At 64.3% G+C, this 24,129-nt stretch carries 24 protein-coding genes; 9 read left to right on the forward strand and 15 right to left on the reverse strand.

Translation table 11 applies throughout. The features are described from left to right. Nucleotides 1-112 precede the first annotated feature (112 nt). From LRP30_RS00580 to sdhC, 9 genes are all read right to left on the reverse strand, one after another. Nucleotides 113-355, reverse strand: a complete 243-nt coding sequence (locus LRP30_RS00580; protein WP_128930597.1) for a hypothetical protein — start codon at nt 353-355, stop codon at nt 113-115. A gap of 84 nt (nt 356-439) precedes the next feature. Then, nucleotides 440-826: a VOC family protein gene (locus LRP30_RS00585; protein WP_249759020.1), complete on the reverse strand. Its 387-nt coding sequence runs from the start codon at nt 824-826 to the stop codon at nt 440-442. A 24-nt stretch (nt 827-850) separates the two neighbouring features. Then, complete coding sequence (locus tag LRP30_RS00590; RefSeq protein WP_249759021.1) at nt 851-1,675, reverse strand: FkbM family methyltransferase; 825 nt, start codon at nt 1,673-1,675, stop codon at nt 851-853. A gap of 156 nt (nt 1,676-1,831) precedes the next feature. Continuing rightward, nucleotides 1,832-3,793, reverse strand: a complete 1,962-nt coding sequence (locus LRP30_RS00595; RefSeq protein ID WP_249759022.1) for an ABC transporter ATP-binding protein/permease — start codon at nt 3,791-3,793, stop codon at nt 1,832-1,834. A 51-nt stretch (nt 3,794-3,844) separates the two neighbouring features. Then, entirely contained in the window at nt 3,845-5,983 is a 2,139-nt protein-coding gene (locus LRP30_RS00600; RefSeq protein WP_249759023.1) for a hybrid sensor histidine kinase/response regulator, read from the reverse strand. Nucleotides 5,984-6,166: 183 nt separating this feature from the next. Beyond that, nucleotides 6,167-6,949, reverse strand: a complete 783-nt coding sequence (locus LRP30_RS00605) for a succinate dehydrogenase iron-sulfur subunit (protein WP_060734471.1) — start codon at nt 6,947-6,949, stop codon at nt 6,167-6,169. 24 nt (nt 6,950-6,973) lie between these two features. Then, nucleotides 6,974-8,809, reverse strand: a complete 1,836-nt coding sequence (gene sdhA / locus LRP30_RS00610) for a succinate dehydrogenase flavoprotein subunit (protein WP_091882929.1) — start codon at nt 8,807-8,809, stop codon at nt 6,974-6,976. A 3-nt stretch (nt 8,810-8,812) separates the two neighbouring features. Continuing rightward, the gene (gene sdhD, locus LRP30_RS00615) at nt 8,813-9,217 is read right to left on the reverse strand and encodes a succinate dehydrogenase, hydrophobic membrane anchor protein (protein WP_128930603.1); all 405 of its coding nucleotides are present in this window, start codon (nt 9,215-9,217) and stop codon (nt 8,813-8,815) included. Next, nucleotides 9,214-9,612, reverse strand: a complete 399-nt coding sequence (sdhC, locus tag LRP30_RS00620; protein WP_128930604.1) for a succinate dehydrogenase, cytochrome b556 subunit — start codon at nt 9,610-9,612, stop codon at nt 9,214-9,216. Before sdhC ends, sdhD begins: the two co-directional genes overlap by 4 nt. 507 nt (nt 9,613-10,119) lie before the next feature. Between sdhC and LRP30_RS00625 the strand changes: the two genes are divergently transcribed. Continuing rightward, nucleotides 10,120-10,980: a sulfite exporter TauE/SafE family protein gene (locus LRP30_RS00625; protein WP_249759024.1), complete on the forward strand. Its 861-nt coding sequence runs from the start codon at nt 10,120-10,122 to the stop codon at nt 10,978-10,980. 180 nt (nt 10,981-11,160) lie between these two features. On the opposite strand, the gene LRP30_RS00630 is transcribed toward LRP30_RS00625, so the two are convergent. Further along, the gene (locus LRP30_RS00630) at nt 11,161-11,658 is read right to left on the reverse strand and encodes a hypothetical protein (RefSeq protein ID WP_249759025.1); all 498 of its coding nucleotides are present in this window, start codon (nt 11,656-11,658) and stop codon (nt 11,161-11,163) included. A gap of 32 nt (nt 11,659-11,690) precedes the next feature. Further along, complete coding sequence (locus LRP30_RS00635; RefSeq protein ID WP_249759026.1) at nt 11,691-13,220, reverse strand: malonyl-CoA synthase; 1,530 nt, start codon at nt 13,218-13,220, stop codon at nt 11,691-11,693. 86 nt (nt 13,221-13,306) lie between these two features. On the opposite strand from LRP30_RS00635, the gene LRP30_RS00640 reads away from it, so the two are divergent. The 5 genes from LRP30_RS00640 to LRP30_RS00660 all read left to right on the forward strand — a co-directional run bounded on the left by LRP30_RS00640 (nt 13,307) and on the right by LRP30_RS00660 (nt 17,082). Further along, on the forward strand, nt 13,307-14,068 hold the full coding sequence (locus LRP30_RS00640) for an SDR family oxidoreductase (protein ID WP_128930608.1): 762 nt from the start codon (nt 13,307-13,309) through the stop codon (nt 14,066-14,068). Between the two features lie 307 nt (nt 14,069-14,375). Then, the gene (locus LRP30_RS00645) at nt 14,376-14,930 is read left to right on the forward strand and encodes a fasciclin domain-containing protein (RefSeq protein ID WP_249759027.1); all 555 of its coding nucleotides are present in this window, start codon (nt 14,376-14,378) and stop codon (nt 14,928-14,930) included. 183 nt (nt 14,931-15,113) lie between these two features. Continuing rightward, nucleotides 15,114-15,743 (forward strand): cytochrome b/b6 domain-containing protein, encoded by a 630-nt coding sequence (locus LRP30_RS00650; RefSeq protein ID WP_249759028.1) that lies wholly within the window; start codon nt 15,114-15,116, stop codon nt 15,741-15,743. 10 nt (nt 15,744-15,753) lie between these two features. Beyond that, nucleotides 15,754-16,536 (forward strand): molybdopterin-binding protein, encoded by a 783-nt coding sequence (locus LRP30_RS00655; RefSeq protein ID WP_249759029.1) that lies wholly within the window; start codon nt 15,754-15,756, stop codon nt 16,534-16,536. A 171-nt stretch (nt 16,537-16,707) separates the two neighbouring features. After that, nucleotides 16,708-17,082 (forward strand): hypothetical protein, encoded by a 375-nt coding sequence (locus LRP30_RS00660; RefSeq protein WP_249759030.1) that lies wholly within the window; start codon nt 16,708-16,710, stop codon nt 17,080-17,082. 82 nt (nt 17,083-17,164) lie between these two features. Here LRP30_RS00660 and LRP30_RS00665 read toward each other — a convergent pair whose 3' ends face one another. Continuing rightward, nucleotides 17,165-18,364: a YbfB/YjiJ family MFS transporter gene (locus LRP30_RS00665; RefSeq protein WP_249759031.1), complete on the reverse strand. Its 1,200-nt coding sequence runs from the start codon at nt 18,362-18,364 to the stop codon at nt 17,165-17,167. 228 nt (nt 18,365-18,592) lie between these two features. Between LRP30_RS00665 and leuB the strand changes: the two genes are divergently transcribed. Continuing rightward, complete coding sequence (gene leuB / locus LRP30_RS00670) at nt 18,593-19,705, forward strand: 3-isopropylmalate dehydrogenase (protein ID WP_091882962.1); 1,113 nt, start codon at nt 18,593-18,595, stop codon at nt 19,703-19,705. Nucleotides 19,706-19,850: 145 nt separating this feature from the next. Here the strand turns inward: leuB and LRP30_RS00675 are convergent, their stop codons facing one another. Both LRP30_RS00675 and LRP30_RS00680 read right to left on the reverse strand, forming a co-directional pair. Further along, nucleotides 19,851-20,234 carry a hypothetical protein gene (locus tag LRP30_RS00675; protein ID WP_128944390.1) on the reverse strand — a complete coding sequence of 128 codons (384 nt, stop codon included), beginning with the start codon at nt 20,232-20,234 and terminating at the stop codon, nt 19,851-19,853. A gap of 156 nt (nt 20,235-20,390) precedes the next feature. Continuing rightward, nucleotides 20,391-21,176: a hypothetical protein gene (locus LRP30_RS00680; RefSeq protein WP_249759032.1), complete on the reverse strand. Its 786-nt coding sequence runs from the start codon at nt 21,174-21,176 to the stop codon at nt 20,391-20,393. A 116-nt stretch (nt 21,177-21,292) separates the two neighbouring features. Between LRP30_RS00680 and LRP30_RS00685 the strand changes: the two genes are divergently transcribed. Then, nucleotides 21,293-22,327: an aspartate-semialdehyde dehydrogenase gene (locus LRP30_RS00685; RefSeq protein ID WP_128930615.1), complete on the forward strand. Its 1,035-nt coding sequence runs from the start codon at nt 21,293-21,295 to the stop codon at nt 22,325-22,327. Nucleotides 22,328-22,442: 115 nt separating this feature from the next. Here LRP30_RS00685 and LRP30_RS00690 read toward each other — a convergent pair whose 3' ends face one another. Next, on the reverse strand, nt 22,443-23,087 hold the full coding sequence (locus LRP30_RS00690; RefSeq protein ID WP_249761975.1) for a carbonic anhydrase: 645 nt from the start codon (nt 23,085-23,087) through the stop codon (nt 22,443-22,445). A gap of 103 nt (nt 23,088-23,190) precedes the next feature. Between LRP30_RS00690 and LRP30_RS00695 the strand changes: the two genes are divergently transcribed. Then, nucleotides 23,191-24,072: a CoA ester lyase gene (locus tag LRP30_RS00695; RefSeq protein ID WP_128930617.1), complete on the forward strand. Its 882-nt coding sequence runs from the start codon at nt 23,191-23,193 to the stop codon at nt 24,070-24,072. Nucleotides 24,073-24,129: the final 57 nt, after the last annotated feature.

Consider the following 24,129-nt stretch of genomic DNA (forward strand, 5'->3'; position numbering starts at 1 on the left):
GGCCAAGCAGTCGCGGCCCGATTTATTTCTGCACGCAAATCAACTCACTATGACGACGTTCATTGCGCATTCAGACGCAGGTTGCAATCGCCCCACATGTGATGGCTCGCCCTCACGTGTGATCCCGCGGCGAAGGTGCGTCCGTCGCAGGATTGGGCGTGAGCGGTCCGTTCGGCCCGCGTCGTGGAATCTCTTCGGGAACGTGCGGCGGCAATTCATCCGGCCGCGGTGTTTCGCCAGGCTCGTGCATCGGCGGCGTGATGTCGGGTTGCGGATTGCCCGGCGGAATTCCAGGAGGCGGCTCGGTCGGAGTCCCCGGTGTTGTCGGCGGAATCTCGGGCGGCTCGATTGGCATCGGCATCTTCGTAATCAATTGTCCAGAGGACAATAACGATGATGCCGTGCCAATGTTCCCTTTTCGCGTGGTGTGGAACGCGGCTTATTCCGGTGCGTGACAGACGGCCTCGATGTTGTGCCCGTCGGGGTCGAGCACGAACGCTCCGTAGTAGTTCGCATGATAATGCGGGCGGATGCCGGGCGGGCCGTTGTCGCGTCCGCCCGCCGCGATTGCCGCCTTGTAGAACGCGTCCACCGTGGCACGGTCCTTGGCGTGAATGGCGACGTGCACCGGCTTATTCATCGCGCCTTCGCCGCCGATCCAGAAATCGGGCTTGCCGTCGGCGCCAAAGCCTGCGGCCGCGGCGTGCCCGGTCTGCTCTGCCGTTACTTCCATGATCAGGCTGTAGCCGAGCGGCGCCAGCGCCTTGGCGTAGAACGCCTTGGCGCGCTCATAGTCGGAGACTGAGAATCCCATGTGATCAATCATCGCAACCTCCGCTGTTCGTCCCTGTCAGCGCGACAGGAACGTATTGCTCCGCGTCTTGCGCGCGATGGCAAAGCCGCGCGCGACCATGTCGGCAATACAATCCTGCTGCCATTCGTTTTGTGACAGGTGCTCGATGACGACCGCGCGCGGCCACAGCGATTTCGTCGCGTCGCGGAAGAAGCCGATCAGCACGCGGTCCTCAAAGCCCTCGACGTCGATCTTGAGCGAATCGACTTGCGTGACGCCGGCTTCGTCGAGAATGCGCGTCAGCCGCAGTGATGGGACCTTGATGGCATCGGCGCTCACGGCGCCGGTGACGACGTGGGTGGCACCGAGATTGCCGCCGCCGCTCTCGATCATCAGCTCGCCGTCGCTGTCGCCTGCCGCGGCCTGCACCAGGCGCACCTGCGTCGCTTTCGATGCGGCGTGATTGAACGCGAGTCGCGCAAATGTCGTCGGATGCGGTTCGATCGCAACGACCTTGCCTTTGGTGCCGACCTGCCGCGCCATCACCAGCGCAAACGTGCCAACATTGGCGCCGACGTCGACGAACGTGCCGCCCGCCGGGGTGTGCTGACGCAGGAAATCGAGCTCGTCGAGATTGTAGTCGGGGTTGAACAGTGCGCCGCGCTCGGTCGCACTGCCCTGGTGATAGAAGCGGAACGAGGCGCCCTGATACTGCACGTCGACCGGACCGCCGCGCAGCAGGTTGACCAGTCGCGACATCCAGGGCCGGAATGCGCCGCGCTTCAGCCCAGACTGTTGGGCGAGGCGAATGAGCGCGGCCTGCGCCGCATTCGGCGCAAACGCGCCGAACGGCGCGGACGAAGGGGCGTTGTCGGTCGTCAAGCAGGCGGTCCTCGTTGCAAGCGGCGCATGCATAGCCGGTTTTGATGAGGACTCCAACGGCGGGTTGTAGCCTGGATGGAGCGTAGCGTAATCCAGGATTCTCGCGTTTGGGGGACCTATCCCGGATTGCGCTGCGCTCCATCCGGGCTACGGCCTTCACGCCGCCTTCTTCGGCGGAGCCATGCGCTGGCGCAGGATGCGGCCGAGCAGCTTGCGCTTGCCTTTGCGCGGGATCAGGTCGACGTCGCTGACGAGCTTGGCGCCGCTCTTGTGGCGCTCCAGCACGATCTTGCGGCTGTGGAAGGCCTCCAGCTCGGCGCGATGCGCGACGCTGACGATGGTCGCCTTCGGCAGCTCGTCGGTGACCATCTTCATCATCTTGTCCTGGCTCTTCTCGTCGAGCGCGGATGTGGCCTCGTCGAGCACGACGATGTCGGGGCTGTGCAGCAACAGCCGCGCAAAGGCGAGACGCTGCTTCTCGCCGCCCGATAGGGTCTGGTCCCACGGCGCCTCCTCCTCGATCTTCTCCTTGAGGTGAGCGAGACCGACCTTGCGCAGGACCTGGCCGATCTCCTCGATCGTCCAGTCGTCGGCGGCGCCGGGATAGGCGACCGCGCGGCGCAGCGATCCCGAGGGCACGTAGGGCCGCTGCGGCAGCATGAACAGCCGCCGGTCGGGATGGAAATTGACGCTGCCGCCGCCCCACGGCCAGAGGCCGGCGATGGCGCGCACCAGCGTGCTCTTGCCGGTGCCGGATTCGCCCGCGACCAGAAGCCGCTCGCCCGGTTCGATCACCACTTCGGTCTCGCCGACCACCGCGGTGCCGTCGTCGAGCGTGACGGAAAGGTCTTTCAACTCCAGCATGGCGTCATTGCCGGTCTCGCCGCGCTGGATGCGGCCAAGGCCATCGCCCTGCTCGGCGCGCTCGAGGCCGTCGAGCGACATCATCAACGAGGCGATGCGGCGCGCGCAGGCGTTCCAGTCGGCAAGCCGCGGATAATTGTCGACCAGCCAGCCGAACGCGCTCTGCACGATGGTGAAGGCGGAGGCCGCCTGCATCACCTGACCCAGCGTCATGCTGCCGTCGAGGAATTTTGGCGCACAGAGCAGGAGAGGGACCACGGGCGCAACGAGGCTGGAGCCCTGCGAGACAAGCGTCGTGCGCATGTGTTGTCCGGCCAGGCGCGCCCATTGCCGAAGCACGCTGGTGAAATTGCGGTCGATGCCATCGCGTTCCTCCTCTTCGCCGCCGAGCAGCGCGATGCTCTCGCCGTGCTCGCGCACGCGCGTCAGCGTGTAGCGGAAATCGGCTTCGGCCTGGTTCTTGTCTTCGGAGATCTGCACGAAATGGCGGCCGATCACCACGATCGAGCTGGAGGCGATCGCGGCGTAGAGGATCGCGGCGATCACCAGGAATCCGGGAATGGTGATGCTTGAGCCGCCGAGCGTGACGGTGAGCGCGCCGCCGATGGTCCAGAGCACGATGATGAAGGTCACGGCCGATAGCAGCGCCGACGTCACGCCGGCGAGGAAATCGACCGGTGAGTCGGTCGCAATGCGCAAATCCTCGGCGATGCGGTATTCGGGATTATTGTGGTCGCCGCCGACGAGGTTGAGCTGATAATAGCGGCCGTTGGCGAGCCAGCGTGTCAGCACGCTTGCCGTGAGCCAGGCGCGCCAGCGCCGCTGAATGCTCATGCGCGCGAACACCTGGGCGACGCCGAGCGCGATGCTGCCGATCGCGAGCGGGAAGAACATTGCGCTGAGATGGAAGACACTCGTCGCATCGCGTTGCTCGATGGCGTCGAAGATGGCGCGATTCCAGACGTTGATGCCGTATTGGAAGCAGACGGTCAGGACGATCAGCACGCCGAGGCCGATCGAGAACGGCCAGGCGAGACGATCGCCGTTACGGCCCCAGAAGTCGCGCGCGCTGATCCAGAAGCGCGTCAGCAGATAATCTTTGCGGACCTGTTCGGCTTCCTCGGGTGATAGTTCGGGGTCGGGTTCGAGCAGCTCGGGAGGCGGCGGCGGTGCCACTTCATCGCCGTTCTCGCCTTTGATCTCGACAATGGGCGGCTTCTCGCCCTGTTCGCGCTTCACGGCGGGCTTGTGCATGGGCGGACAACGCGAAGGAAATCAACCGGTTCCCTTCGGTTCCCAGCCGAATCATTCGGCGGCGCCATCTCGCACACGTCGCAGCCGTGCGGCCCGGTGCAGAACGCGCGACAGCTCTTCGATCGAATACGGCTTCTGCACGAGATCGAAGCCGGCAGCGCCATCCTGCGACAGGGCCTGGCTGTAGCCCGTGGTCAGCACCACCGGCACGCCGATGCCGCGGTCGCGGACCGCCTGCGCCAGATCGAGCCCGGTCATCCCGGGCATTACCACGTCCGAGAGCACGACGTCGAAACGATTGGCGTCCACGATGAGCTCAGCAAGTGCATCGGTCGCATTGTCGACCAGCGTGATGTTGTAGCCGAGCTCGGTGAGGCCGTCGGCGGCAAAATTGGCGAGCTCGATATTGTCCTCGACCACCAGCACCGACATGCCGCTGCCGGCCACCGCCGGCGCCGTGTTCGGCGCCAGCCGCTGCGACCGCAGGTCCGGCGGCACGCGCGGCAGATAGAGCGAGAAGGTGCTGCCTTGCCCCACCTCGCTCGTGACGGTCACCTCGCCGCCGGATTGCCGAGCGAAGCCGAACACCTGGGATAGGCCAAGACCGGTGCCGTGGCCGACTTGCTTGGTCGTGAAGAACGGCTCGAAGATGCGCCCGAGTCGCGCCGCGGGAATGCCGATCCCGGTATCGCGGACAGTGACGCGGACGAAGCCGTGGTTGCCGGAGACAGGAGCCGGCGTGTCCGGAATGGTCGTCGCGGTCTCGACCTCGAAGATGACCCTGCCCTTGCCCTGCATCGCATCGCGCGCGTTGGTCGCCATGTTGATCAGTGCGGTCTCGAACTGGCCGGCATCGGCATTGACGAGACAGGGCTCGGCCGGCAGCCGTGTGACGATCTCGATGGCGGGCCCGAGCAGCGTTGCCAGCATGTCGTGCAGCGACTGCATGCGCTGGCCGACGTCGAACACCTCTGGCTTCAGGGTCTGGCGTCGCGCAAAGGCGAGCAGCTGCGAGGTCAGCTTGGCGGCGCGTGCGACTGCGTCCGCGATGGCCGTGATGTAGCGCTGCCGCCGCTCCTCCGTCAGTTGCGGGCGATTCAGCAGGTCGACCGAGGCGCGGATCACCGTCAGCAGATTGTTGAAGTCGTGCGCGACGCCGCCGGTGAGCTGCCCGAGCGCCTCCAGGCGCTGGCTGTGCTTGAGCGCGTCCTCGGCTTCGCGCCGCGCTGCGGCCTCGGCCTGAAGATGCTGGGTGCGGCGGAATGCGAAGGCGAGCAGCAGGAACAGCAGCGCGGTGGCGGGAATGCCGAACACCAGATGCTGGCCCATGGTGGCGAACCAGCGTGCCCGGATCGCCGAGGTTTCGAGCCCGGCGCTGACATAGATCGGATATTCGGCGATGCGCCGGTAGCCAATGCGGCGCTCGATCCCGTCCGATGGCCAGCCGATGGTCATCAGGCCACGCTCGGGCTGGCCGGCAATCTGCTGGCCAACCGGGCCGCCCGGGTCGAGCCGCAGGTCGTGGTTGAGCCGTGGGAAATGCGCGAGCACGGCGCCGTCGGCACGCCCCATTGCGAAGAAGCTACCGGGATCGGAGCCGATCCTGGCATAGAAGCTTTCGAAATATTCGGGCAGGACGGAGGCCTGGATCACACCGATGAAGTTGCCGTCGTCGGAATCGCGGCGGCGACTGACGCTGAAGAAGCGCGCGCCCTGATAGGGCGGGCGTGGCGTCAGCGGCATGCCGATGAACGTGCCGATGCTCTGGTCGATGTGGGAATAGAAGTAATCGCGGTCCGTAAAGCTCAGCGCCGGTGGCGGCGAGGCGAGGCTGTTGACCAGCGCTTTTCCGTCCGCATCGAAGATCCAGGCCGATTTGAGCTGCGGCAGCGAATCGGTCAGCCGCTTCAGGCGACGGTGCAAAGCCGGCTCGCGCGCGCGGATGGTATCGTCGGAAAGGTTTCGCACGACCTCGTTGAGCTCGGCAAGGCTGCGGTCGATGGTCTCGAACACCTTCAGCGCATGCTCATGCGCGACGTCGAGGGTGCGCTCGATCTCGCGGTCGGCGATGTCATTCGTCGATGTGTAGGAGATCGTGGCCGCAATGACGAATAGCGCAACCGGCAGCGCCAGGGATGCCGCCATCATCCACTGCAACAGCCTCAGCGAGTTGCGTTGCGCCCTCTGCACAGTCGCTCCGGTCCCTGGCGCGAGCTTAACTGAATCTCGCGCAGGGAAGGAAGCAGCTTATGCGAAAACCGCTGGTTGTGGACCTAAAACTTGCGCGCGCAGCGGGTTGGAGAAAATTCTGCTCAAATTGACTGCGATCGCAGAATACCCCGGCCGGCCCGGCCGGGGGCGGGAACATTCGTCTCAGATCTGGCGCTCGACCATCTTGAGCTTGAGCTCGGCGATGGCTTCGGCCGGGTTGAGGCCCTTCGGGCAGGCCTTGGCGCAGTTCATGATGGTGTGGCAGCGGTAGAGGCGGAAGGGGTCCTCGAGATTGTCGAGCCGTTCGCCAGTCGCTTCATCCCGCGAATCGGACACCCAGCGGTTGGCCTGCAGCAGCGCGGCGGGGCCGAGATAGCGCTCGCTGTTCCACCAATAGCTCGGGCAGGAGGTCGAGCAGCAGGCGCAGAGGATGCACTCGTAGAGGCCGTCCAGCTTCTCGCGGTCCTCGTGGCTCTGGCGCCATTCCTTCTGCGGCGTCGGCGAGGTCGTCTTCAGCCACGGCTCGACCGAGGCGTACTGCGCGTAGAAATTGGTGAGATCGGGGACGAGGTCCTTCACGACGGGCTGATGCGGCAGCGGATTGATCTTCACCGCGCCGTCCTTCACGTCGTGCATCGAGCGGGTGCAGGCCAGCGTGTTCTGGCCATCGATGTTCATGGCGCAGGAGCCGCAGACGCCTTCGCGGCAGGAGCGGCGGAAGGTCAGCGACGGGTCGATGTGGTTCTTGATCCAGATCAGGCCGTCCAGCACCATCGGACCGCAATCATTGGTGTCGACATAATAGGTGTCGACGCTCGGATTCTTGCCGTCGTCCGGATTCCAGCGATAGACCTTGAACTCGCGGAGCTCGGTCGCGCCCGCAGGCTTCGGCCAGGTCTTGCCGCCGCTGATCTTGGAGTTCTTCGGAAGTGCGAATTCAACCATTTCGATAGGGCCTTCGCTGTTCGATCAATACACCCGCGCCTTCGGCGGAATGTACTGCACGTCGTTGGTCATGGTGTAGTCGTGAACCGGGCGGTAGTCGATCTTGACCTTGCCGGAATCGTCCAGCCAGGCCAGCGTGTGCTTCATCCAGTTCTTGTCGTCGCGCTCGGAGAAATCCTCGCGCGCATGGGCGCCGCGGCTCTCGGTGCGGTTGGCGGCCGAGTTCATCGTCACCACCGCCTGCGAGATCAGATTGTCGAATTCGAGCGTCTCGACGAGATCCGAATTCCACACCAGCGAGCGGTCGGACACCGCGATGTCGGTGATGCCGCTGTGGACCTTCGCGATCAGGTTCTGGCCTTCGCTCAAGACCTCACCGGTGCGGAACACCGCGCAGTTGTTCTGCATCACGTGCTGCATGCCCTCGCGCAGCTTCGCCGTCGGCGTGCCGCCGGAAGCGTAGCGGTAATGGTCGAGGCGGCCGAGCGCCATCTCGGCCGAGTTCGCCGGCAGCTCCGGCTGCTCGGCGTTGGGCGTCAGCTTCTCGGCGCAGCGCAGCGCCGCAGCGCGGCCGAACACCACGAGGTCGATCAGCGAGTTGGAGCCAAGGCGGTTGGCGCCGTGCACGGAAACGCAGGCGGCTTCGCCGAGCGCCATCAGGCCGGGGACCACAGCATTGTCGTCGCCGTCCTTCTTGGTCAGCACTTCGCCGTGATAATTGGTGGGAATGCCGCCCATGTTGTAGTGCGTGGTCGGCACGATCGGGATCGGCTCCCGCGTCACGTCGACATTGGCGAAGATCTTTGCGGATTCGGAGATACCGGGCAGCCGCTCGGCCAGCACCGCGGGATCGAGGTGGTCGAGGTGCAGGAAGATGTGGTCCTTCTTCTTGCCGACGCCGCGGCCCTCGCGGATCTCGATCGTCATCGCGCGCGAGACGACGTCGCGCGAGGCGAGGTCCTTCGCCGACGGCGCATAGCGCTCCATGAAGCGCTCGCCCTCGGAGTTGACGAGATAGCCGCCTTCGCCGCGCGCGCCCTCGGTGACCAGGCAGCCCGCGCCATAGATGCCGGTCGGGTGGAATTGGACGAATTCCATGTCCTGCAGTGGCAGGCCGGCGCGAAGCACCATGCCGCCGCCGTCGCCGGTGCAGGTGTGCGCCGAGGTGCAGGAGGCATAGGCGCGGCCATAGCCGCCGGTGGCCAGGATCGTGGTCTGGGCGCGGAAGCGATGCAGCGTGCCGTCGTCGAGCTTGAGCGCAATCACGCCGCGGCAGGCGCCCTGGTCGTCCATGATCAGGTCGATGGCGAAGAACTCGATGAAGAACTCGGCCGCGTGGCGCAGCGACTGGCCGTACATCGTGTGCAGCATCGCGTGACCGGTACGGTCGGCGGCCGCGCAGGTGCGCTGCGCCTGACCCTTGCCGAAGTCCATGGTCATGCCGCCGAACGGGCGCTGATAGATCTTGCCGTCCTCGGTGCGCGAGAACGGCACGCCCCAATGCTCGAGCTCATAGACGGCTTCCGGCGCGTTCCGCACCATGTATTCGATCGCGTCCTGGTCGCCGAGCCAGTCCGACCCCTTCACGGTGTCGTACATGTGCCAGCGCCAGTCGTCCCGGTGCATGTTGCCGAGCGCGGCCGAGATGCCGCCCTGCGCTGCAACCGTATGCGAGCGGGTCGGGAACACTTTTGTGATGCAGGCGGTGCGCAGGCCCGCTTCGCTGCAGCCGACCACGGCGCGCAGGCCCGCGCCGCCGGCGCCGACCACGACGACGTCATAGGTGTGGTCTTCGATCGGATAGGCTTTGCCGTTGGTGGCGGGAGCGCCGTTGCCCGAGCCATTCGTTGTAGTGGCCATGGGTTACACTCCGGATGACAGTTTCAGGATCGCGTAGGTCGAGGCGAGCGCCACGGCGACCGAGAAGAAGTTGTTGAGCATGATGGAGATGAGCTTCAGCTTCTCGTTATGGACGTAGTCCTCGATCACCACCTGCATGCCGATTTTCATGTGCCAGGCGCTGGCGAAGATGAAGAGGAGCAGGATCACCGCGACGGGAATGGAGCTGAGAATCTGCGCAGCGCCGATCTGGTTGCGGCCGAGCAGCATCATGATGATCACCAGCACCGGGATCATCAGCAGCGTCATGGCGACGCCGGTGATGCGCTGGCGCCAGAAATCGGACGTGCCCGAATGCGCGGCGCCGAGATTGCGGACGCGGCCAAGCGGGGTGCGCATGCTGCGCTTCGGCGTATCGGTTGCGCTCATCGTCCACCTCCGATCGCATAGGCGATGATCCAGATCAGCACCGTCAGCGCGATGCCCCCGATCAGGGCGCCCCAGGTCAGCGCTTCCCGCTCATTGGCCTTGAAGCCGTAGCCGAGATCCCAGACGAAATGCCGGATGCCGCTGAGCATATGATGCATCAGCGCCCAGGTGTAGCCGAACACGATCAGCCGTCCGATGATGCTGCCGGCGAAGGCCTGGACGTGCGCGTAGGCGGCGGGGCCGGAGGCCGCCGCGATCAGCCACCAGACCAGCAGCAGGGTTCCGACATAGAGGGCGATACCGGTGGCGCGATGGATGATGGACAGCGCCATCGTCAACGTCCAACGGTACACTTGCATGTGTGGTGAGAGCGGTCGTTCGATCCGTGCGGTCATGGGCTTTGATGTTGTATTGCGGCCCAACAGAAGGGCGCGCGGGGATCGGAAAGGTGGGCTCTATTTACGGAGTCGATTTCGCTGGCGCAATCACCAAATCGCCATAAATCGAACGGTGGTTCAGCTCTAGAGCGTTGATGAAACAAGGCCAATCAGTGGCTTGGTATACCAGAGCGTCGGTCCGCCAACGAAGTAAAGAGTCTTTATTCATTTCTTCTGGAGGGAACGAGGTGCGTTGAAATTGCTATTGGAACGCCTCTAAACGGACCGTCCCGTCCAAATCGGCCAGAGGTGGGTCCAGTCGTCGCGCAAACTCGTGCGCCCATGCGAACGGTCCCTCCCATTCCGCTTCCGTTCGACCCCCTTGGATATGCGCACCCTGCATTCCACCCCAGCCGGGAGGTTCGGTGTGTCGACCGCGAGAATCAGATCGCCTAATGCTCCCTACGCGGCGTTCCGAAGCGACATCTCGGAGCCGCAGCGACCAGTCGCCGGGGCAGGTCACAGGTGATTGCAGGGCTGGACATCAAGGAGATCGTGGAGCTTGCGCTGTTGCTAATCGCAACCGGCGCACTCTCGGGATTTTTGGCCGGGGTGTTCGGCATCGGCGGCGGCGCGATTCTCGTGCCCGTGTTCTACGAATGCTTTCGCATCGCCGGCGTGCCGCTGGAGGTGCGCATGCCACTCTGCGTCGGCACCTCGCTTGCGGTGATCATCCCAACCTCGATCCGTTCATTCCAGGCGCACTACAAACGCGGCGCCGTCGACATGGCGATCCTGCGCGTGTGGTGGCTGCCGATCGTGATCGGCGTCATCGCCGGCAGCGTGGTCGCGCGCTACGCGCCGGAACGGCTGTTCAAGATCGTATTCGTCGCCGTCGCCTGGTCAGCCGCGGTCCGGCTCATCTTCGCACGCGAGACCTGGAAGCTCGGCGATGATCTGCCGAAGGGCCCATTGATGCGCGTCTACGGCTTCGTGGTCGGCATCCTCTCGACGCTGATGGGCATCGGCGGCGGCCTGTTCTCCAACCTGCTGATGACCTTCTACAGCCGTCCCATCCATCAGGCCGTGGCGACCTCGTCGGCGCTCGCGGTGCTGATCTCGATCCCCGGCGCGCTCGGCTACATCTATGCGGGCTGGCCCGCGGCGGCGAGCTATCCGGCCGTCGCAGCGCTGCAGATTCCGTTCGCGCTCGGCTACGTCTCGCTGATCGGCGCCGTGCTGGTCATGCCGACGAGTCTCGTCACCGCGCCGCTAGGCGTGAAGGCCGCGCATGCGATGTCGAAGCGGACGCTGGAAGCTGCGTTCGGGTGCTATCTGTTGATCGTCGGCAGCCGGTTTGTGCTGAGCCTGGTGGGCGGACAATAGCCGCTACACCCTCCGTCATTGCGAGCGCAGCGAAGCAATCCAGAATCTTTCCGCGGCGGCAGTCTGGATTGCTTCGTCGCAAGAGCTCCTCGCAATGACGTTGTTGAAAGAGCGCGCGATCCCAGTCCCATCGCAGCACTGGACAGCGAACGGGGAGCGTCGATCGGGTCTAATCAGCGATTAGTCCTTCAATCGCACTTCGCTGTGGAACCATGATCGGAGATCGCCGATGCCTTCGATGCGATCGGAATCTGAAAGCAGTCTTAGTCGCGCAGCAATCATTTCGCCTTCGATTGGCAATCCCAGCTCTTTACAGCGGTCCATCACAAGCGTGACCATCATGGCGGTCTTCCGCCACGTCGGCTTCATGACCGAGAAAATGACCTCATCGATTTGCTGCTCGGTCACCGACGGCGGCAGGCGCACCTCGTCCCATGTGAGCTCGCAGGTATATACGAGGGGTTCTCGATCGGACTTCGGAGGCTCCAGATCCGGATACTGATCGTAGATCGGCTGAAGCAACTCATCCTCCAAAGCAGCAACGACTTCGTCCAGCCAGTCCTCGAGCTCAATCCGCTCAGCCTTGCCAAGCGCTGCGATGGCCATTCGGGCCTGGTCGAGGGCCCTGTAAGCATCAAGAAGATGATCGTTGATCCGGACAGCCTGCTCGCGGTTCATACGTCCCCCCACCCCCGGAGCGATTGCGCCCCTCACTTCTTCGCGTAAATATCCTTGTAGGTCTCGCGAAGCACGTTCTTCTGCACCTTGCCCATCGTATTGCGCGGCAGCTCGTCGACGACGAGCACGCGCTTGGGCATCTTGAATTTCGCAAGGCGCCCCTCCAGGCCCTTCAGCACGGCCGGTTCATCGATGCTCGCGCCGGGCTGGCGCACGAGAACCGCCGTGACGCCCTCGCCGAAATCGGCATGCGGCACCCCGATCACGGCGGACTCGACCACGCCCAGCATGGCGTCGATCTCGCTCTCGATTTCCTTCGGGTACACGTTGAAGCCGCCGGAGATCACGAGATCCTTGCCGCGGCCGAGGATGTGGACGTAGCCCTTGTCGTCGATCTTGCCGAGGTCGCCGGTGATGAAGAAGCCGTCGGGCCGGAACTCGGCCTTGGTCTTCTCCGGCATGCGCCAGTAGCCCTTGAACACGTTCGGGCCCTTGACCTCGATCATGCCGATCTCCTCGCGCGGCAGCTCTTTCCCTGTCTCGGGATCGGTGACGCGCACCGAGACGCCCGGCAGCGGGAAACCGACCGCGCCGGGCACGCGCTCGCCGTCATAGGGATTCGACGTGTTCATGTTGGTTTCGGTCATGCCGTAGCGCTCGAGCACGGCATGTCCCGTGCGCGCCGACCATTCGCGATGGGTGTCGGCGAGCAGCGGCGCCGAGCCCGAGATGAACAGCCGCATGTGCTTCGTCGTCTCGCGCGACAGCGCGGGGTTCTGCAGCAGGCGGGTGTAGAAGGTCGGCACCCCCATCAGCACCGTCGCGCGCGACATCAGCTTGATGATGAGGTCAGGATCGAGCTTCGGCAGGAAGATCATCGAAGCGCGGGCGAACAGCGTCACGTTGGTCGCCACGAACAGGCCGTGCGTGTGATAGATCGGCAGCGCGTGGATCAAGACGTCCTTGTCGGTGAAGCGCCAATAGTCGACGAGCGAGAGCGAGTTGGACGCCAGATTGTCATGCGTCAGCATCGCGCCCTTGGAGCGGCCCGTGGTGCCAGATGTGTAGAGGATCGCGGCGAGGTCGTCGCTTGTGCGCGGCACCGTCGCGAACTCGCCGCTTGCCTTGTCGGCGGCGTCCGTTAGCGAGCCCTTGCCGTCAGGCCCGAGCGTCTCGACCTTGGCTTTTACCTTGGCGGCGATCGGGGCGAGGCCTTCCGCCTTGGAGGGATCGCAAACCACCAGCGACGGCTCGGCATCGCCGATGAAGTAGTCGAGCTCATTCAGCGTATAGGCGGTGTTCAGCGGCAGATAGACCGCGCCGGCCCGCACGGTGGCCAGATACAGCACGATGTTGGCGACCGATTTCTCCACCTGCACCGCGACGCGATCGCCGGGCTTCACGCCGCGTGCGACCAGCACATTCGCCATCTGCCCCGCGCGCGCGATCAGATCGCCATAGCTGATACGGGCGCCGTCATGCGTCTCGATTGCGAGGCGTTTGGGATCGTCCAGGCCGTCGAACAGGCGGGAAAACAGATTGGCGTTGGCAGCTTGGTTCATGCAACATTCCTCGCCGGCGAAGGCCGGTCAAAACCGAGGGCTGGATTAGCAAAAACCGCCCCGCAGAAGCAACGGAGACAGTTTGCATGACCAAAAACGGGAAACGCGTGGCCTGGGTCACGGGCGGCGGCAGCGGGATCGGCGAGGCCGGCGCCGAGGCATTAGCTGCCGACGGCTGGACGGTGGTGGTGTCGGGCCGGCGCCAGTCAGCCCTCGATGCGGTGGTTGCGAAGATCAATGGCGCAGGCGGGACGGCCGAGGCCATTGTGCTTGACGTGTCCAACGCCACTGAAGCCCAGAAGGCAGCCGATCGAATCGTCGCCAGGCACGGCCGGATCGATCTGCTGGTGAACAATGCCGGCATCAATGTTCCCAAGCGCAGCTGGAAGGACATGGAACTGGAAGGCTGGGATAAGCTCGTCCAGGTCAATCTCAACGGCGTGCTTTATTGCATGCGCGCGGTGCTGCCGACGATGCGCAAGCAGCAGGATGGCGCGATCATCAACGTCTCGTCCTGGGCCGGCCGCCATGTCTCGAAGATGCCGGGCCCGGCCTATACCACGACCAAGCATGCGGTGCTGGCGCTGACCCATTCCTTCAACATGGACGAATGCGTCAACGGCCTGCGCGCCTGTTGCCTGATGCCGGGCGAGGTGGCAACGCCGATCCTGAAGCTGCGCCCGGTGGTGCCGAGCGAGGAGGAGCAGGCCAGGATGCTGCAATCCGAAGATCTCGGCCGCACCATCGCGTTCATTGCGAGCATGCCGGCGCGCGTCTGCATCAACGAGGTGCTGATCAGCCCGACGCATAATCGCGGTTTTATTCAGACGCCGCACAGCAGGGACTGAGGTGGGGCGCAGCCGCGAGTCCGTCATTGCGAGCGAAGCGAAGCAATCCAGAAATGTAGCCGCGGAGACAGTCTGGATTGCTTCGTCGCAAGGGCTCCTCGCAATGACGGCGTGGATGCACCACACGAAATCCCTCCCCCATAGTTTCACGCATCACAAAGAATTTTTTTCCGAAACCGCCCAGCAAACCCTCCCGTAGTTCGGTCCAACGACGGCACTGCTGCTTCAAGCCAAGGAGACACAGTCGCCGTTGTTGCCAACTCAAACGCCGGCCATCGCCGGTCTCAATTCAATCGGGAGATTCTCCATGTCGAAGCGCATTGCCTATCTCGCTGCTGCCGCCTTCAGCGCCCTCGCCATCACCGCGACCGTCATCGCGCCTGTCAGCGCCGAGGAGAAGACCGTCATGGTCGGCGGCGCCGCGATGTTCCCGTCCAAGAACATCGTCCAGAACGCGGTCAACTCCAAGGACCACACCACGCTGGTCGCGGCGGTGAAGGCGGCGGGCCTGGTGCCGACGCTGGAAAGCAAGGGCCCGTTCACGGTGTTCGCGCCGACCAATGCCGCCTTCGGCAAGCTGCCGGCCGGCACCGTCGACAACCTGGTCAAGCCCGAGAACAAGGCGACCCTGACCAAGATCCTCACCTATCACGTCGTACCCGGCAAGCTCGCGGCCTCCGACCTCACCGACGGCAAGAAGATGAAGACCGCCGAGGGCGAGGAACTGACGGTGAAGAAGATGGACGGCAAGACCTGGATCGTCGATGCCAAGGGCGGCACCTCGATGGTGACGATCTCCAACGTCAACCAGTCCAACGGTGTCATCCATGTGGTCGACACCGTGCTGATGCCGGCGACGTAACACCGCCCACCCCTGTTTCATCCCCCGAACAGGAGGTCTCGAGACGGCGAGCCGGGGGTGCCCGGCTCGCTTTCTTGTGACCGTGATAGCCCGCCAGTATCGATTTGATGCCGGACGGGGCGTAACGAAAGCGGAAGCATCGGCGTATAATTGCTGTCAAACGACGTTCAGGACGGAACCATCATGGCGAGCCTCACAGTCACCGACGAGCAGGTCAGGGCCACTCCGGCCAAAGTGATCCAGCCGGCCTGGGTCCGGATCATGCATTGGGTCAACGCCCTCGCCATGATCCTGATGATTCTGTCGGGCTGGCAGATCTACAACGCCTCACCGCTGTTCGGCTTCAGCTTTCCGCGCGAGTACACGCTCGGCGGCTGGCTCGCCGGCGGTCTGCTCTGGCATTTTGCGGCGATGTGGCTGTTGATGATCAACGGCCTCGCTTATCTCATCACCGGTTTCGCCACCGGCCGTTTCGCTAAGAAGCTGCTGCCGATCACGGCGTCCGGCGTGCTTCACGACGTCAGGGCGGCGCTGACCTTCAAGCTCGGCCATGACGATCTCACCGTCTACAATTACGTGCAGCGCCTGCTCTATGCCGGCATCATCGTGGTCGGCGTGCTGATCGTGCTGTCGGGCCTCGCGATGTGGAAGCCGGTGCAGCTCTATTACCTGGTGATGCTGTTCGGCGATTATCCGACCGCGCGCTACGTGCACTTCTTCTGCATGGCCGCGATCTGCGCGTTCCTGGTCATTCATGTTCTGCTCGCGCTGCTGGTGCCGAAGAGCCTGCGCGCGATGATCATCGGTCGCTGAGGAGGAGAACATGGCGAAACGTTCATTCCTGATCCCCGGCGTCGACAAGCGGCTCTTGATCAAGGACTCCATCAAGACGATGCCTGACGTCACCCGCCGCCGCTTCATCGCGGGCGGCGCCAGCCTCGGCGCGCTGACGCTGCTCACCGGCTGCGACGTCGTCGACTCCTCCTCAGCCGAGGAGATGCTGAAGCAGGTGTCGAAGTTCAACGACGCCGTGCAGTCCTTCATTTTCAATCCCGATGCGCTGGCGCCGACCTTCCCCGAGAGCGCGATCACGAAGCCGTTCCCGTTCAACGCCTATTACGATCTCGACGATGCGCCGGATGTCGACGGCAAGGACTGGAAGCTCGAAGTGCGCGGTCTCGTCGATAACAAGAAGCCCTGGACGCTGGACGAGCTCTATCGATTGCCGCAGGTCACCCAGATCACCCGCCACATCTGCGTCGAGGGCTGGAGCGCGATCGGCAGCTGGACCGGCACGCCCTTGCGCGATTTCCTCAAGTTGATCGGCGCCGACACGCGCGCGAAATATGTCTGGTTCCAGTGTGCCGACAAGGACGGCTACAACTCGCCGCTCGACATGCGCAGCGCGCTGCATCCGCAGACCCAGATGACGTTCAAATACGCGAACGAGATCCTGCCGCGCGCCTACGGCTTCCCGATGAAGATCCGCGTGCCGACAAAGCTCGGCTTCAAGAACCCGAAATACGTGGTCTCGATGGAAGTCACCAACGACTACAAGGGCGGCTATTGGGAAGACCAGGGGTACAATTCGTTCAGCGGGAGCTAGCTCCGCTGCCGTAGGATGAGCAAGGCGCAAGCGTGCCACCGGCATCCGCGGCAGAGGCTGTGGCGGCACAGCGCTAGGCGCCTTGCCCAGCCTACGGTAGCGCGATGCTGGACATGATCGCTGCAGCGGTCCTATTTTGTGGGCCGCATGAGTGTAGAATCAGCGACCAGAATGAACGTCAAGAAATGGCTGGCAGCTTCGCTGATTTGCGTTTCGGCGTTGTCCGCGCTGGCCGAGGGCCTTTTCTTTTGGCGCGGCATATACGCAAGGCCTGTGACCGCTGCTTTTGCAGACACCCTGTTGGCGTTTTTGCTCATCATGTGGATCGTGGCTGACCAGCGAGATCACCCACAAGTCGAGCGGCCGTTCGACTACGGATTTCTCCTCATATTGTTCTGGCTGCCGTATCTGCCTTACTATCTGTGGCGCACGAGACGCGTCGCTGGATTATGGATGTTCGTCGGCTTCCTTGGCTTGTTCTCGCTCGGATTCCTCGTTCAACTGGCGATATGGTCAGTTCTCGTGATGAACAAGCAGGTCTCCTAGGGTGGACAAAGCGCAAGCGTGCCCACCATTCCATCCATGCTGAAGAAGATGGTGGGCACGGCGCTTCGCGCCTATGCCGACCCTACGGCACCGATTGCCTGGCCGGCCCCACCTTCCGCTGGCACAGCGCCGCCACCGCCCCGAGCGCCAGCAGTGCGGCCGAGACGTTCAGCGCGTAGCTCAAGCTGCCCAGCGCATCCGTGATGGCGCCGACCACGATCGGGCCGAGCGTTTGGCCGACGCCGAACGAGATCGTCATCGCTGCGATCGCGGTCGGCCACATCTCGGGCGGATAGTTGAAACGGACGAAGGCAGTGGTCGAGCCGACCACGGCGAAGAAGGCGACGCCGAACACGACCGCCGAGATCGCGAGCCAGGCCGGCGAATGCCCCAGCATCGGCAGGGCGGCCCCTAACGCGTTGGTGCCGAGGATAATCGCGGTGGCGAGCCCGCCGCGGTCGAGCGCCAGCACGCCGCGCCAGGCCCAGGGCGTGACGAAGGCGGACAGGCCAATCAGGCTCCAGAACGCCGCCTGCGCCGCGGCCCCGCCGCCGCCGTCGCGCACATAGGCGATCATGAAGGTCATGTAGGCGATATAACCCGCGCCGAACAGAAAATAGCCGGCGAGATAGATCAGCACCGGCAGGATCGCGAACGATGCGTGACTGCCTTCCGAGAAACGCGCGCCGCTTTCGATGCGGATCAGGAACAGCGGGATCGTCATGGCGACGGACAAGAGCGTCAGCGCCCACCACACGATCCACCACGAGCCGGGTCCGAAATATTGCAGCGTGAACGGGGCGATCAGCCCCGAGGCGAGAATGCCGATGCCTGGTCCGGCATAGAACAGGCTGAGCAGGAAATTGGCGCGCGCGGGCTGCGACTGCGCAATGGTCGCGGCCAGCGCGCCGCCGGCGACGAAGCCCGCCGCTGCGCCCAAGCCCAGCACGAGGCGCGCCAGGCTCAACGCGACGAAATTGCCTGATAGTGCGCAGGTCGCGAGCGCGGCGACACAGGCCAGGGTTCCGCCGCGGATTGCGGCTGACCAGCCGACGCGCTGGATCAGCCGCGACGCGACAAGCGCGCCGACGAGGTAGCCGACGGCGTTGATGGTGTTCATGAAACCGGCCGCCGAGTAGGACCAGCCAAGGTCCTCCCGCATGTCGGGCAGCACCAGCGCATAGGCGAAGCGGCCGATGCCGAGCCCGACCGTCGCCGCCAGCGACAGGGTCAGGATCAGCCGCGCAGGATGCGGGTTCGGGGGACGGTCAGGGGCGTGCAAGGGGTACTCCGGCAACCCGCACTGTGGCAGGCCCTGCCGGCCTTGCACAGCCGCGGCGCGGCAATGGTGTCTTGCCAAGCGCGCAACGCCGCTCTAGCACTCCGGCCGAAATTCACGAGATGCCGTCATGCCCGGCCTTGTGCCGGGCATCCACGTTCTTGGCCCCGCAAGCCGAGGACGTGGATGGCCGGGACAAGCCGGACATGACGCAACGGAGGTAGAACGACCATGGCGACCCACAAATTGCTGCTGCTCCCCGGCGACGGTATCGGCCCCGAGGTGATGGGCGAGGTGAAGCGGCTGATCGACTGGCTCAATTCGGCCGGGATCGCCAAATTCGAGACCGACACCGGTCTCGTCGGCGGTGCGGCCTATGACGCGCACAAGGTGTCGATCTCCGAGGGCGACATGGCCAAAGCCAAGGACGCCGACGCCGTGATCTTCGGCGCTGTCGGCGGCCCGAAATGGGATGCGGTGCCCTACGAGGTGCGCCCCGAGGCCGGTCTGCTTCGTCTGCGCAAGGATCTCGCCCTGTTCGCCAACTTGCGTCCCGCCGTGTGCTACCCGGCGCTGGCAGACGCCTCGAGCCTGAAGCGCGAGGCGGTCGAGGGCCTCGACATCGTCATCGTGCGCGAGCTCACCGGCGGCGTCTATTTCGGCGAGCCCAAGACCATCACCGATCTCGGCAACGGCCAGAAGCGCGCCATCGATACCCAGGTCTACGACACCTATGAGATCGAGCGCATCGCTCGCGTCGCCTTCGAGCTTGCCAAGAAGCGCAAGAACAAGGTGACGTCGATGGAGAAGCGCAACGTCATGAAGTCGGGCGTGCTCTGGAACGAGGTCGTCACGCAAGTTCACAAGCGCGAATACCCCGACGTCACGCTCGAGCATCAGCTCGCCGATTCCGGCGGCATGATGCTGGTGAAATGGCCGAAGCAGTTCGACGTCATCGTCACCGACAATCTGTTCGGCGACATGCTCTCCGACATCGCGGCGATGCTGACGGGGTCGCTCGGCATGCTGCCCTCGGCTTCGCTTGGCGAGGTCGACGTCAAGAGCAAGAAGCGCAAGGCGCTGTACGAGCCGGTGCACGGCTCCGCCCCTGACATCGCGGGCAAGGGCCTCGCCAATCCGATCGCGATGATCTCGTCGTTCGGCATGGCGCTGCGCTACTCCTTCGACATGGGCGATCTCGCCGACAAGGTCGATGCCGCCATCGCCGCCGTGCTCGCCAGCGGCCTGCGCACCGCCGACATCAAGTCGGAAGGCACCACCGCCGCTTCGACCACGCAGATGGGCGAAGCGATTCTGAAGGAATTGCAGAAGCTGCACGGGTAGAGTCGTAGCCCGGATGGAGCGCAGCGAAATCCGGGGTTCTCGCCTCGTGGATAGACTTCCCGGATGCGCTTCGTTCCATCCGGGCTACGCGACAAAAAATGGCCGGGTGTGAGCCCGGCCATTTGATTCGAAGCCTGCGTCCGCCTCAGTACAGCGGGAAATTCTGCGGGTAGCCGCCGACATCAGCGGGCGGCGAGAGCGGCTGGCGATCGATCGGGCGGTTCAGGTTCTCGCGGGCGAAGGACGGATAGCCCACCGCCGGCGGGAAGGCATAGTCGCTGAACTTGCGGTCGCCCGGATTGACCTCGGTGCCGCCGTCGAGCCAGGAGCGCTTGCTCACATAGATGCGGGTGCGGCCCTGCTGATAGACCGCGTTGGGGCCGCTCGGTCCGTAATAGGGCCGGCCGCGCTCGTCATAGCGCTTGGTCCTGGTGTCGGCCGAAGCCGGCGACGCGAGGGACATGGCAATGACGGCGCCCGCCGCAAGCCAGGTCGCCAATGTGTTCGCCGCAGAGAATTTCAAGCTCATCACGTCCCCTTCAGGCGGCAGGCCGCCAGTCGATTTCACCCCATACTAGCCCGGCCGGGGCGGATGCAACTAGGTCAATTGGGTCACACCAGCTCGGAATAATCGTGCGCGCCGGCAAAAGTTGCATCAATACCAGCCACTTGAGCTTGATGCGGCCTAGAGCGCCCCGCGCAATTGCGCGTTCGCGGCGCCCAGCAGCCAGTCCGACGATCCCTGGGAATCGCAGGCGCGGCGCTTCAGCTCGGCACGGGCGAACAATTCCGCCAGCCTGGGCTCGTTGCCCGAGGTCAGCAGCGTCAGCCGGTTCAGCGTGCAGGCGATCGCCGCGCGCCGGGCGGGCAGGGTGTCGCCCTGGCAGGAGAAGCCGGAGATCTGCAGTGCCGGCTCCTCGCTGCGCTTGAGGTAGCCGAGGCACGCCCGCGTCCCCTCCGCGCCGACCGGCCGGAACAGGGCGACCGGGCCGAATTTGGTGTCGATCAGGCCGGCCTGCTCGAGCGTGGTCGCCGCGCTCAAGCCCATCTGGACGGCCAGGTCCGCAGTCGCCGGACGGGCCACGTCGAACTCGCTGCCTTCCCGGTAGATTTCGAGCTCGGCCAGCGGCTGGCCGGCCTCGCTCGCCCAGCGCAGCACGTCCCGGCGGCCTCCTTCGGGATGCCTTAGGATGATGTAAGAGGCTGTTTTCTCTGATGAATCAAGCCGGCTGACGGCGAAGGCCGGATGCGAGCGGTCGGCCGCGCTCCAGCCCGGCTTGTCCGCCGGCTCATCGTCGCGCAAGTCAGGCAGCTGGCCCAGCGCCCCGAGCGCGAGGATGGCAAACAGCGCGAGCGCCCCCACATAGGCGATCAGGTGCGCCAGCGTGCCGATGACCTCGTCGGCAAAGGCTGCAAGCGCCAGATGGATCTGGGTAGGGCTAACGGCCATGCTGGCCTCAGGCGACTGCATCCACGGCCTTCAGGCATGGTCCAACGTTGTCTTGAGGCCGGTTCTCGCATAGAAGCGCTGCTCTTCCTGTTTAAGCGTCAGCTTCGGGAACGGGCTTTTTCATCGGAGAGTGAACGATGGGTTACAAAGTCGCAGTCGTCGGCGCGACCGGCAATGTCGGACGGGAAATGCTCAACATCCTGGATGAGCGCAAATTCCCCGCCGACGAGGTCGTGGCCCTGGCGTCACGCCGCAGCGTCGGCGTCGAGGTCTCCTATGGCGACCGCACCCTGAAGGTCAAAGCGCTCGAGCATTACGACTTCTCCGACGTCGACATCTGCCTGATGTCGGCGGGCGGCTCGGTGTCGAAGGAATGGTCGCCGCAGATCGGTGCCGCCGGCGCGGTCGTGATCGACAATTCCTCGGCGTGGCGCATGGATCCGGACGTGCCGCTGATCGTGCCGGAGGTGAACGCGGGCGCGACGGAAGGCTTCAAGAAGAAGAACATCATCGCCAACCCGAACTGCTCGACCGCGCAGCTCGTGGTCGCGCTCAAGCCGCTGCACGACAAGGCGACCATCAAGCGCGTCGTGGTCTCGACCTATCAATCGGTGTCGGGTGCCGGCAAGGACGCGATGGACGAATTGTTCTCGCAGACCAAGGCCGTCTACACCAATGACGAGCTGGTCGCGAAGAAATTTCCCAAGCGCATCGCCTTCAACGTCATCCCCCATATCGACGTCTTCATGGAGGACGGCTACACCAAGGAAGAGTGGAAGATGATGGCGGAGACCAAGAAGATCCTTGATCCCAAGATCAAGCTCTCCGCCACCTGCGTGCGCGTGCCGGTGTTCGTCGGCCACTCCGAGGCCGTCAACATCGAGTTCGAGAACCCGATCACAGCCGATGAAGCCCGCGAGATCCTGCGCAAGGCGCCGGGCTGCCTCGTCATCGACAAGCAGGAGCCCGGCGGCTACGCCACGCCTTACGAAGCGGCCGGCGAGGACGCCACCTATATCAGCCGCATCCGCGAGGACGCGACGGTCGAGAACGGCCTCGTGCTGTGGTGCGTGTCCGACAATTTGCGCAAGGGCGCCGCGCTCAACGCGATCCAGATCGCGGAAGTGCTTATCAACCGCAAGCTGATCAGCGCGAAGAAGAAGGCGGCGTAACGCGCTGCCGTAGGGTGGGCAAAGGCGCGCTCTTCGCGCGCCGTGCCCACCATTCTTTCCGATTCCGACAGGTGGTGGGCACGCTTCGCTTTGCCCACCCTACGAGAGCGATGGCTTACGCTACGCTTCGCGCGTTCTTGAATTCCTTCGCGACCTTATCCAGCACGAACAGCGATCCCTCCGCGACTCCGAAATAGGCGCCGTGGGTCTGCATCTGGCCGTTCTCCACCGCCTTGCGCACGAACGGGAAGGTCATCAGGTTTTCGAGGCTGCGGAACACCGCGGCCTTCTCGATGCGCTCGATGAACTGCGCCATGGTCTCGTGGTTGCGCTGCTCGACCACCTCGCCCGGCTTGATGAACATCTGCATCCATTTGCCGATGAAGTCGCCCGGCGTCAGCGGCTCGATCTTGTCGACGAAGGCGCGGATGCCGCCGCATTGCGCGTGGCCGAGCACCACGATGTGCTTCACCTTCAGCACCGTCACCGCATATTCCAGCGCCGCCGAGACGCCATGTGCGTTCTCGTCGGGCTGGTAGGTCGGCACCAGATTGGCGATGTTACGGACGACGAACAATTCACCCGGACCGACGTCGAAGATCACCTCGGGCGAGACACGGCTGTCGCAGCAGCCGATCACCATCACTTCCGGCGACTGTCCCTTCACCGACAGCTCGCGGTAGCGGGTCTGCTCGGCCGGCAGCCGCTGGGTGGCGAAGGCCTCGTAGCCTTCCAGCAAATGCTTCGGGAATGTCACCATACCCATGCCTAATCATAGACCGCAGGGGCGAACAAGCCTTTCGAATAAGCAGGCCAAATGCTATCGGCTTCGGTAAGAGGACTGACGAGGAAGGAACGCTTGCATGACCCGCCCGCGCCGCAGCCACCTGTTCATGCCCGGCTCCAATCCCCGCGCGCTGGAAAAGGCGCGCAATCTCGCCGCCGACGGCCTGATCCTCGATCTCGAGGACTCCGTCGCTCCTGATGCCAAAGCGGTGGCGCGCGACGGCATTGCCGCCGCGATCGCGGCCAAGGGTTTTGGCAAACGCGAGATCCTGATCCGGACCAACGGTCTCGACACGTCCTGGTGGGCCGACGACGTCGCGATGGCCGCCAAGGCCTCGCCGGACGGCATCCTGGTTCCAAAAGTTTCAAGCATCGAAGATCTCGGCGCGATCGACCGGAAGCTGGCCGAGCTTGGCGCCGCGCCGACCGTGAAAGTCTGGGCCATGATCGAGACCGCGCGCGCCGTGCTCCATGCCGAGGAGCTGGCCGCCGCCGGCCGCGATCCATCGAGCCGCCTCTCAGGCTTCGTATTCGGCCCGAACGACATCTCGCGCGAGACCCGCATCAAGATGCTGCCGGGCCGCGCCGCGATGATCCCGATGATCACCCATTGCATCCTGGCAACGCGCGCCCACGGCCTCGAAATCCTCGACGGGCCCTATAGCGACATCGCCAATTCCGACGGCTTTGCCACCGAATGCGCGCAAGGGCGCGATCTCGGCTTCGACGGCAAGACGCTGATCCATCCCTCGCAGATCGATGCCTGCAACGCGATCTTCACCCCACCCGAAGAGGAAGTCGCGCGCGCGCGAAAAATCATCGCAGCGTTCGAATTGCCGGAAAACGTCTCACGTGGCGCGATCCGGCTGGACGGCGCCATGGTCGAACGCCTGCACGCCGACATGGCCCGGCGCACGATCGAGATCGCAGACGCGATCGCGGCGATGGGGAAAGGCTAGGGCGCACGCTCAAAAAAGCGGCGTTGCTTCAGGGGACAACACGCAGCTCTGCAAGAC

It is taken from the genome of Bradyrhizobium sp. C-145 (assembly GCF_023375135.1).
GTDB lineage: Bacteria > Pseudomonadota > Alphaproteobacteria > Rhizobiales > Xanthobacteraceae > Bradyrhizobium > Bradyrhizobium zhanjiangense.

What these genes read in the sequence shown, in the direction of transcription:
- LRP30_RS00580 (WP_128930597.1), bottom strand. Translation starts at nt 355, where the DNA reads ATGCCAATCGAGCCGCCCGAGATTCCGCCGACAACACCGGGGACTCCG.
- LRP30_RS00585 (WP_249759020.1), bottom strand. Translation starts at nt 826, where the DNA reads ATGATTGATCACATGGGATTCTCAGTCTCCGACTATGAGCGCGCCAAG.
- LRP30_RS00595 (WP_249759022.1), bottom strand. Translation starts at nt 3,793, where the DNA reads ATGCACAAGCCCGCCGTGAAGCGCGAACAGGGCGAGAAGCCGCCCATT.
- LRP30_RS00605 (WP_060734471.1), bottom strand. Translation starts at nt 6,949, where the DNA reads ATGGTTGAATTCGCACTTCCGAAGAACTCCAAGATCAGCGGCGGCAAG.
- sdhA (WP_091882929.1), bottom strand. Translation starts at nt 8,809, where the DNA reads ATGGCCACTACAACGAATGGCTCGGGCAACGGCGCTCCCGCCACCAAC.
- sdhD (WP_128930603.1), bottom strand. Translation starts at nt 9,217, where the DNA reads ATGAGCGCAACCGATACGCCGAAGCGCAGCATGCGCACCCCGCTTGGC.
- sdhC (WP_128930604.1), bottom strand. Translation starts at nt 9,612, where the DNA reads ATGACCGCACGGATCGAACGACCGCTCTCACCACACATGCAAGTGTAC.
- LRP30_RS00630 (WP_249759025.1), bottom strand. Translation starts at nt 11,658, where the DNA reads ATGAACCGCGAGCAGGCTGTCCGGATCAACGATCATCTTCTTGATGCT.
- LRP30_RS00635 (WP_249759026.1), bottom strand. Translation starts at nt 13,220, where the DNA reads ATGAACCAAGCTGCCAACGCCAATCTGTTTTCCCGCCTGTTCGACGGC.
- LRP30_RS00640 (WP_128930608.1), top strand. Translation starts at nt 13,307, where the DNA reads ATGACCAAAAACGGGAAACGCGTGGCCTGGGTCACGGGCGGCGGCAGC.
- LRP30_RS00645 (WP_249759027.1), top strand. Translation starts at nt 14,376, where the DNA reads ATGTCGAAGCGCATTGCCTATCTCGCTGCTGCCGCCTTCAGCGCCCTC.
- LRP30_RS00650 (WP_249759028.1), top strand. Translation starts at nt 15,114, where the DNA reads ATGGCGAGCCTCACAGTCACCGACGAGCAGGTCAGGGCCACTCCGGCC.
- LRP30_RS00655 (WP_249759029.1), top strand. Translation starts at nt 15,754, where the DNA reads ATGGCGAAACGTTCATTCCTGATCCCCGGCGTCGACAAGCGGCTCTTG.
- LRP30_RS00660 (WP_249759030.1), top strand. Translation starts at nt 16,708, where the DNA reads ATGAACGTCAAGAAATGGCTGGCAGCTTCGCTGATTTGCGTTTCGGCG.
- leuB (WP_091882962.1), top strand. Translation starts at nt 18,593, where the DNA reads ATGGCGACCCACAAATTGCTGCTGCTCCCCGGCGACGGTATCGGCCCC.
- LRP30_RS00675 (WP_128944390.1), bottom strand. Translation starts at nt 20,234, where the DNA reads ATGAGCTTGAAATTCTCTGCGGCGAACACATTGGCGACCTGGCTTGCG.
- LRP30_RS00680 (WP_249759032.1), bottom strand. Translation starts at nt 21,176, where the DNA reads ATGCAGTCGCCTGAGGCCAGCATGGCCGTTAGCCCTACCCAGATCCAT.
- LRP30_RS00685 (WP_128930615.1), top strand. Translation starts at nt 21,293, where the DNA reads ATGGGTTACAAAGTCGCAGTCGTCGGCGCGACCGGCAATGTCGGACGG.
- LRP30_RS00690 (WP_249761975.1), bottom strand. Translation starts at nt 23,087, where the DNA reads ATGGTGACATTCCCGAAGCATTTGCTGGAAGGCTACGAGGCCTTCGCC.
- LRP30_RS00695 (WP_128930617.1), top strand. Translation starts at nt 23,191, where the DNA reads ATGACCCGCCCGCGCCGCAGCCACCTGTTCATGCCCGGCTCCAATCCC.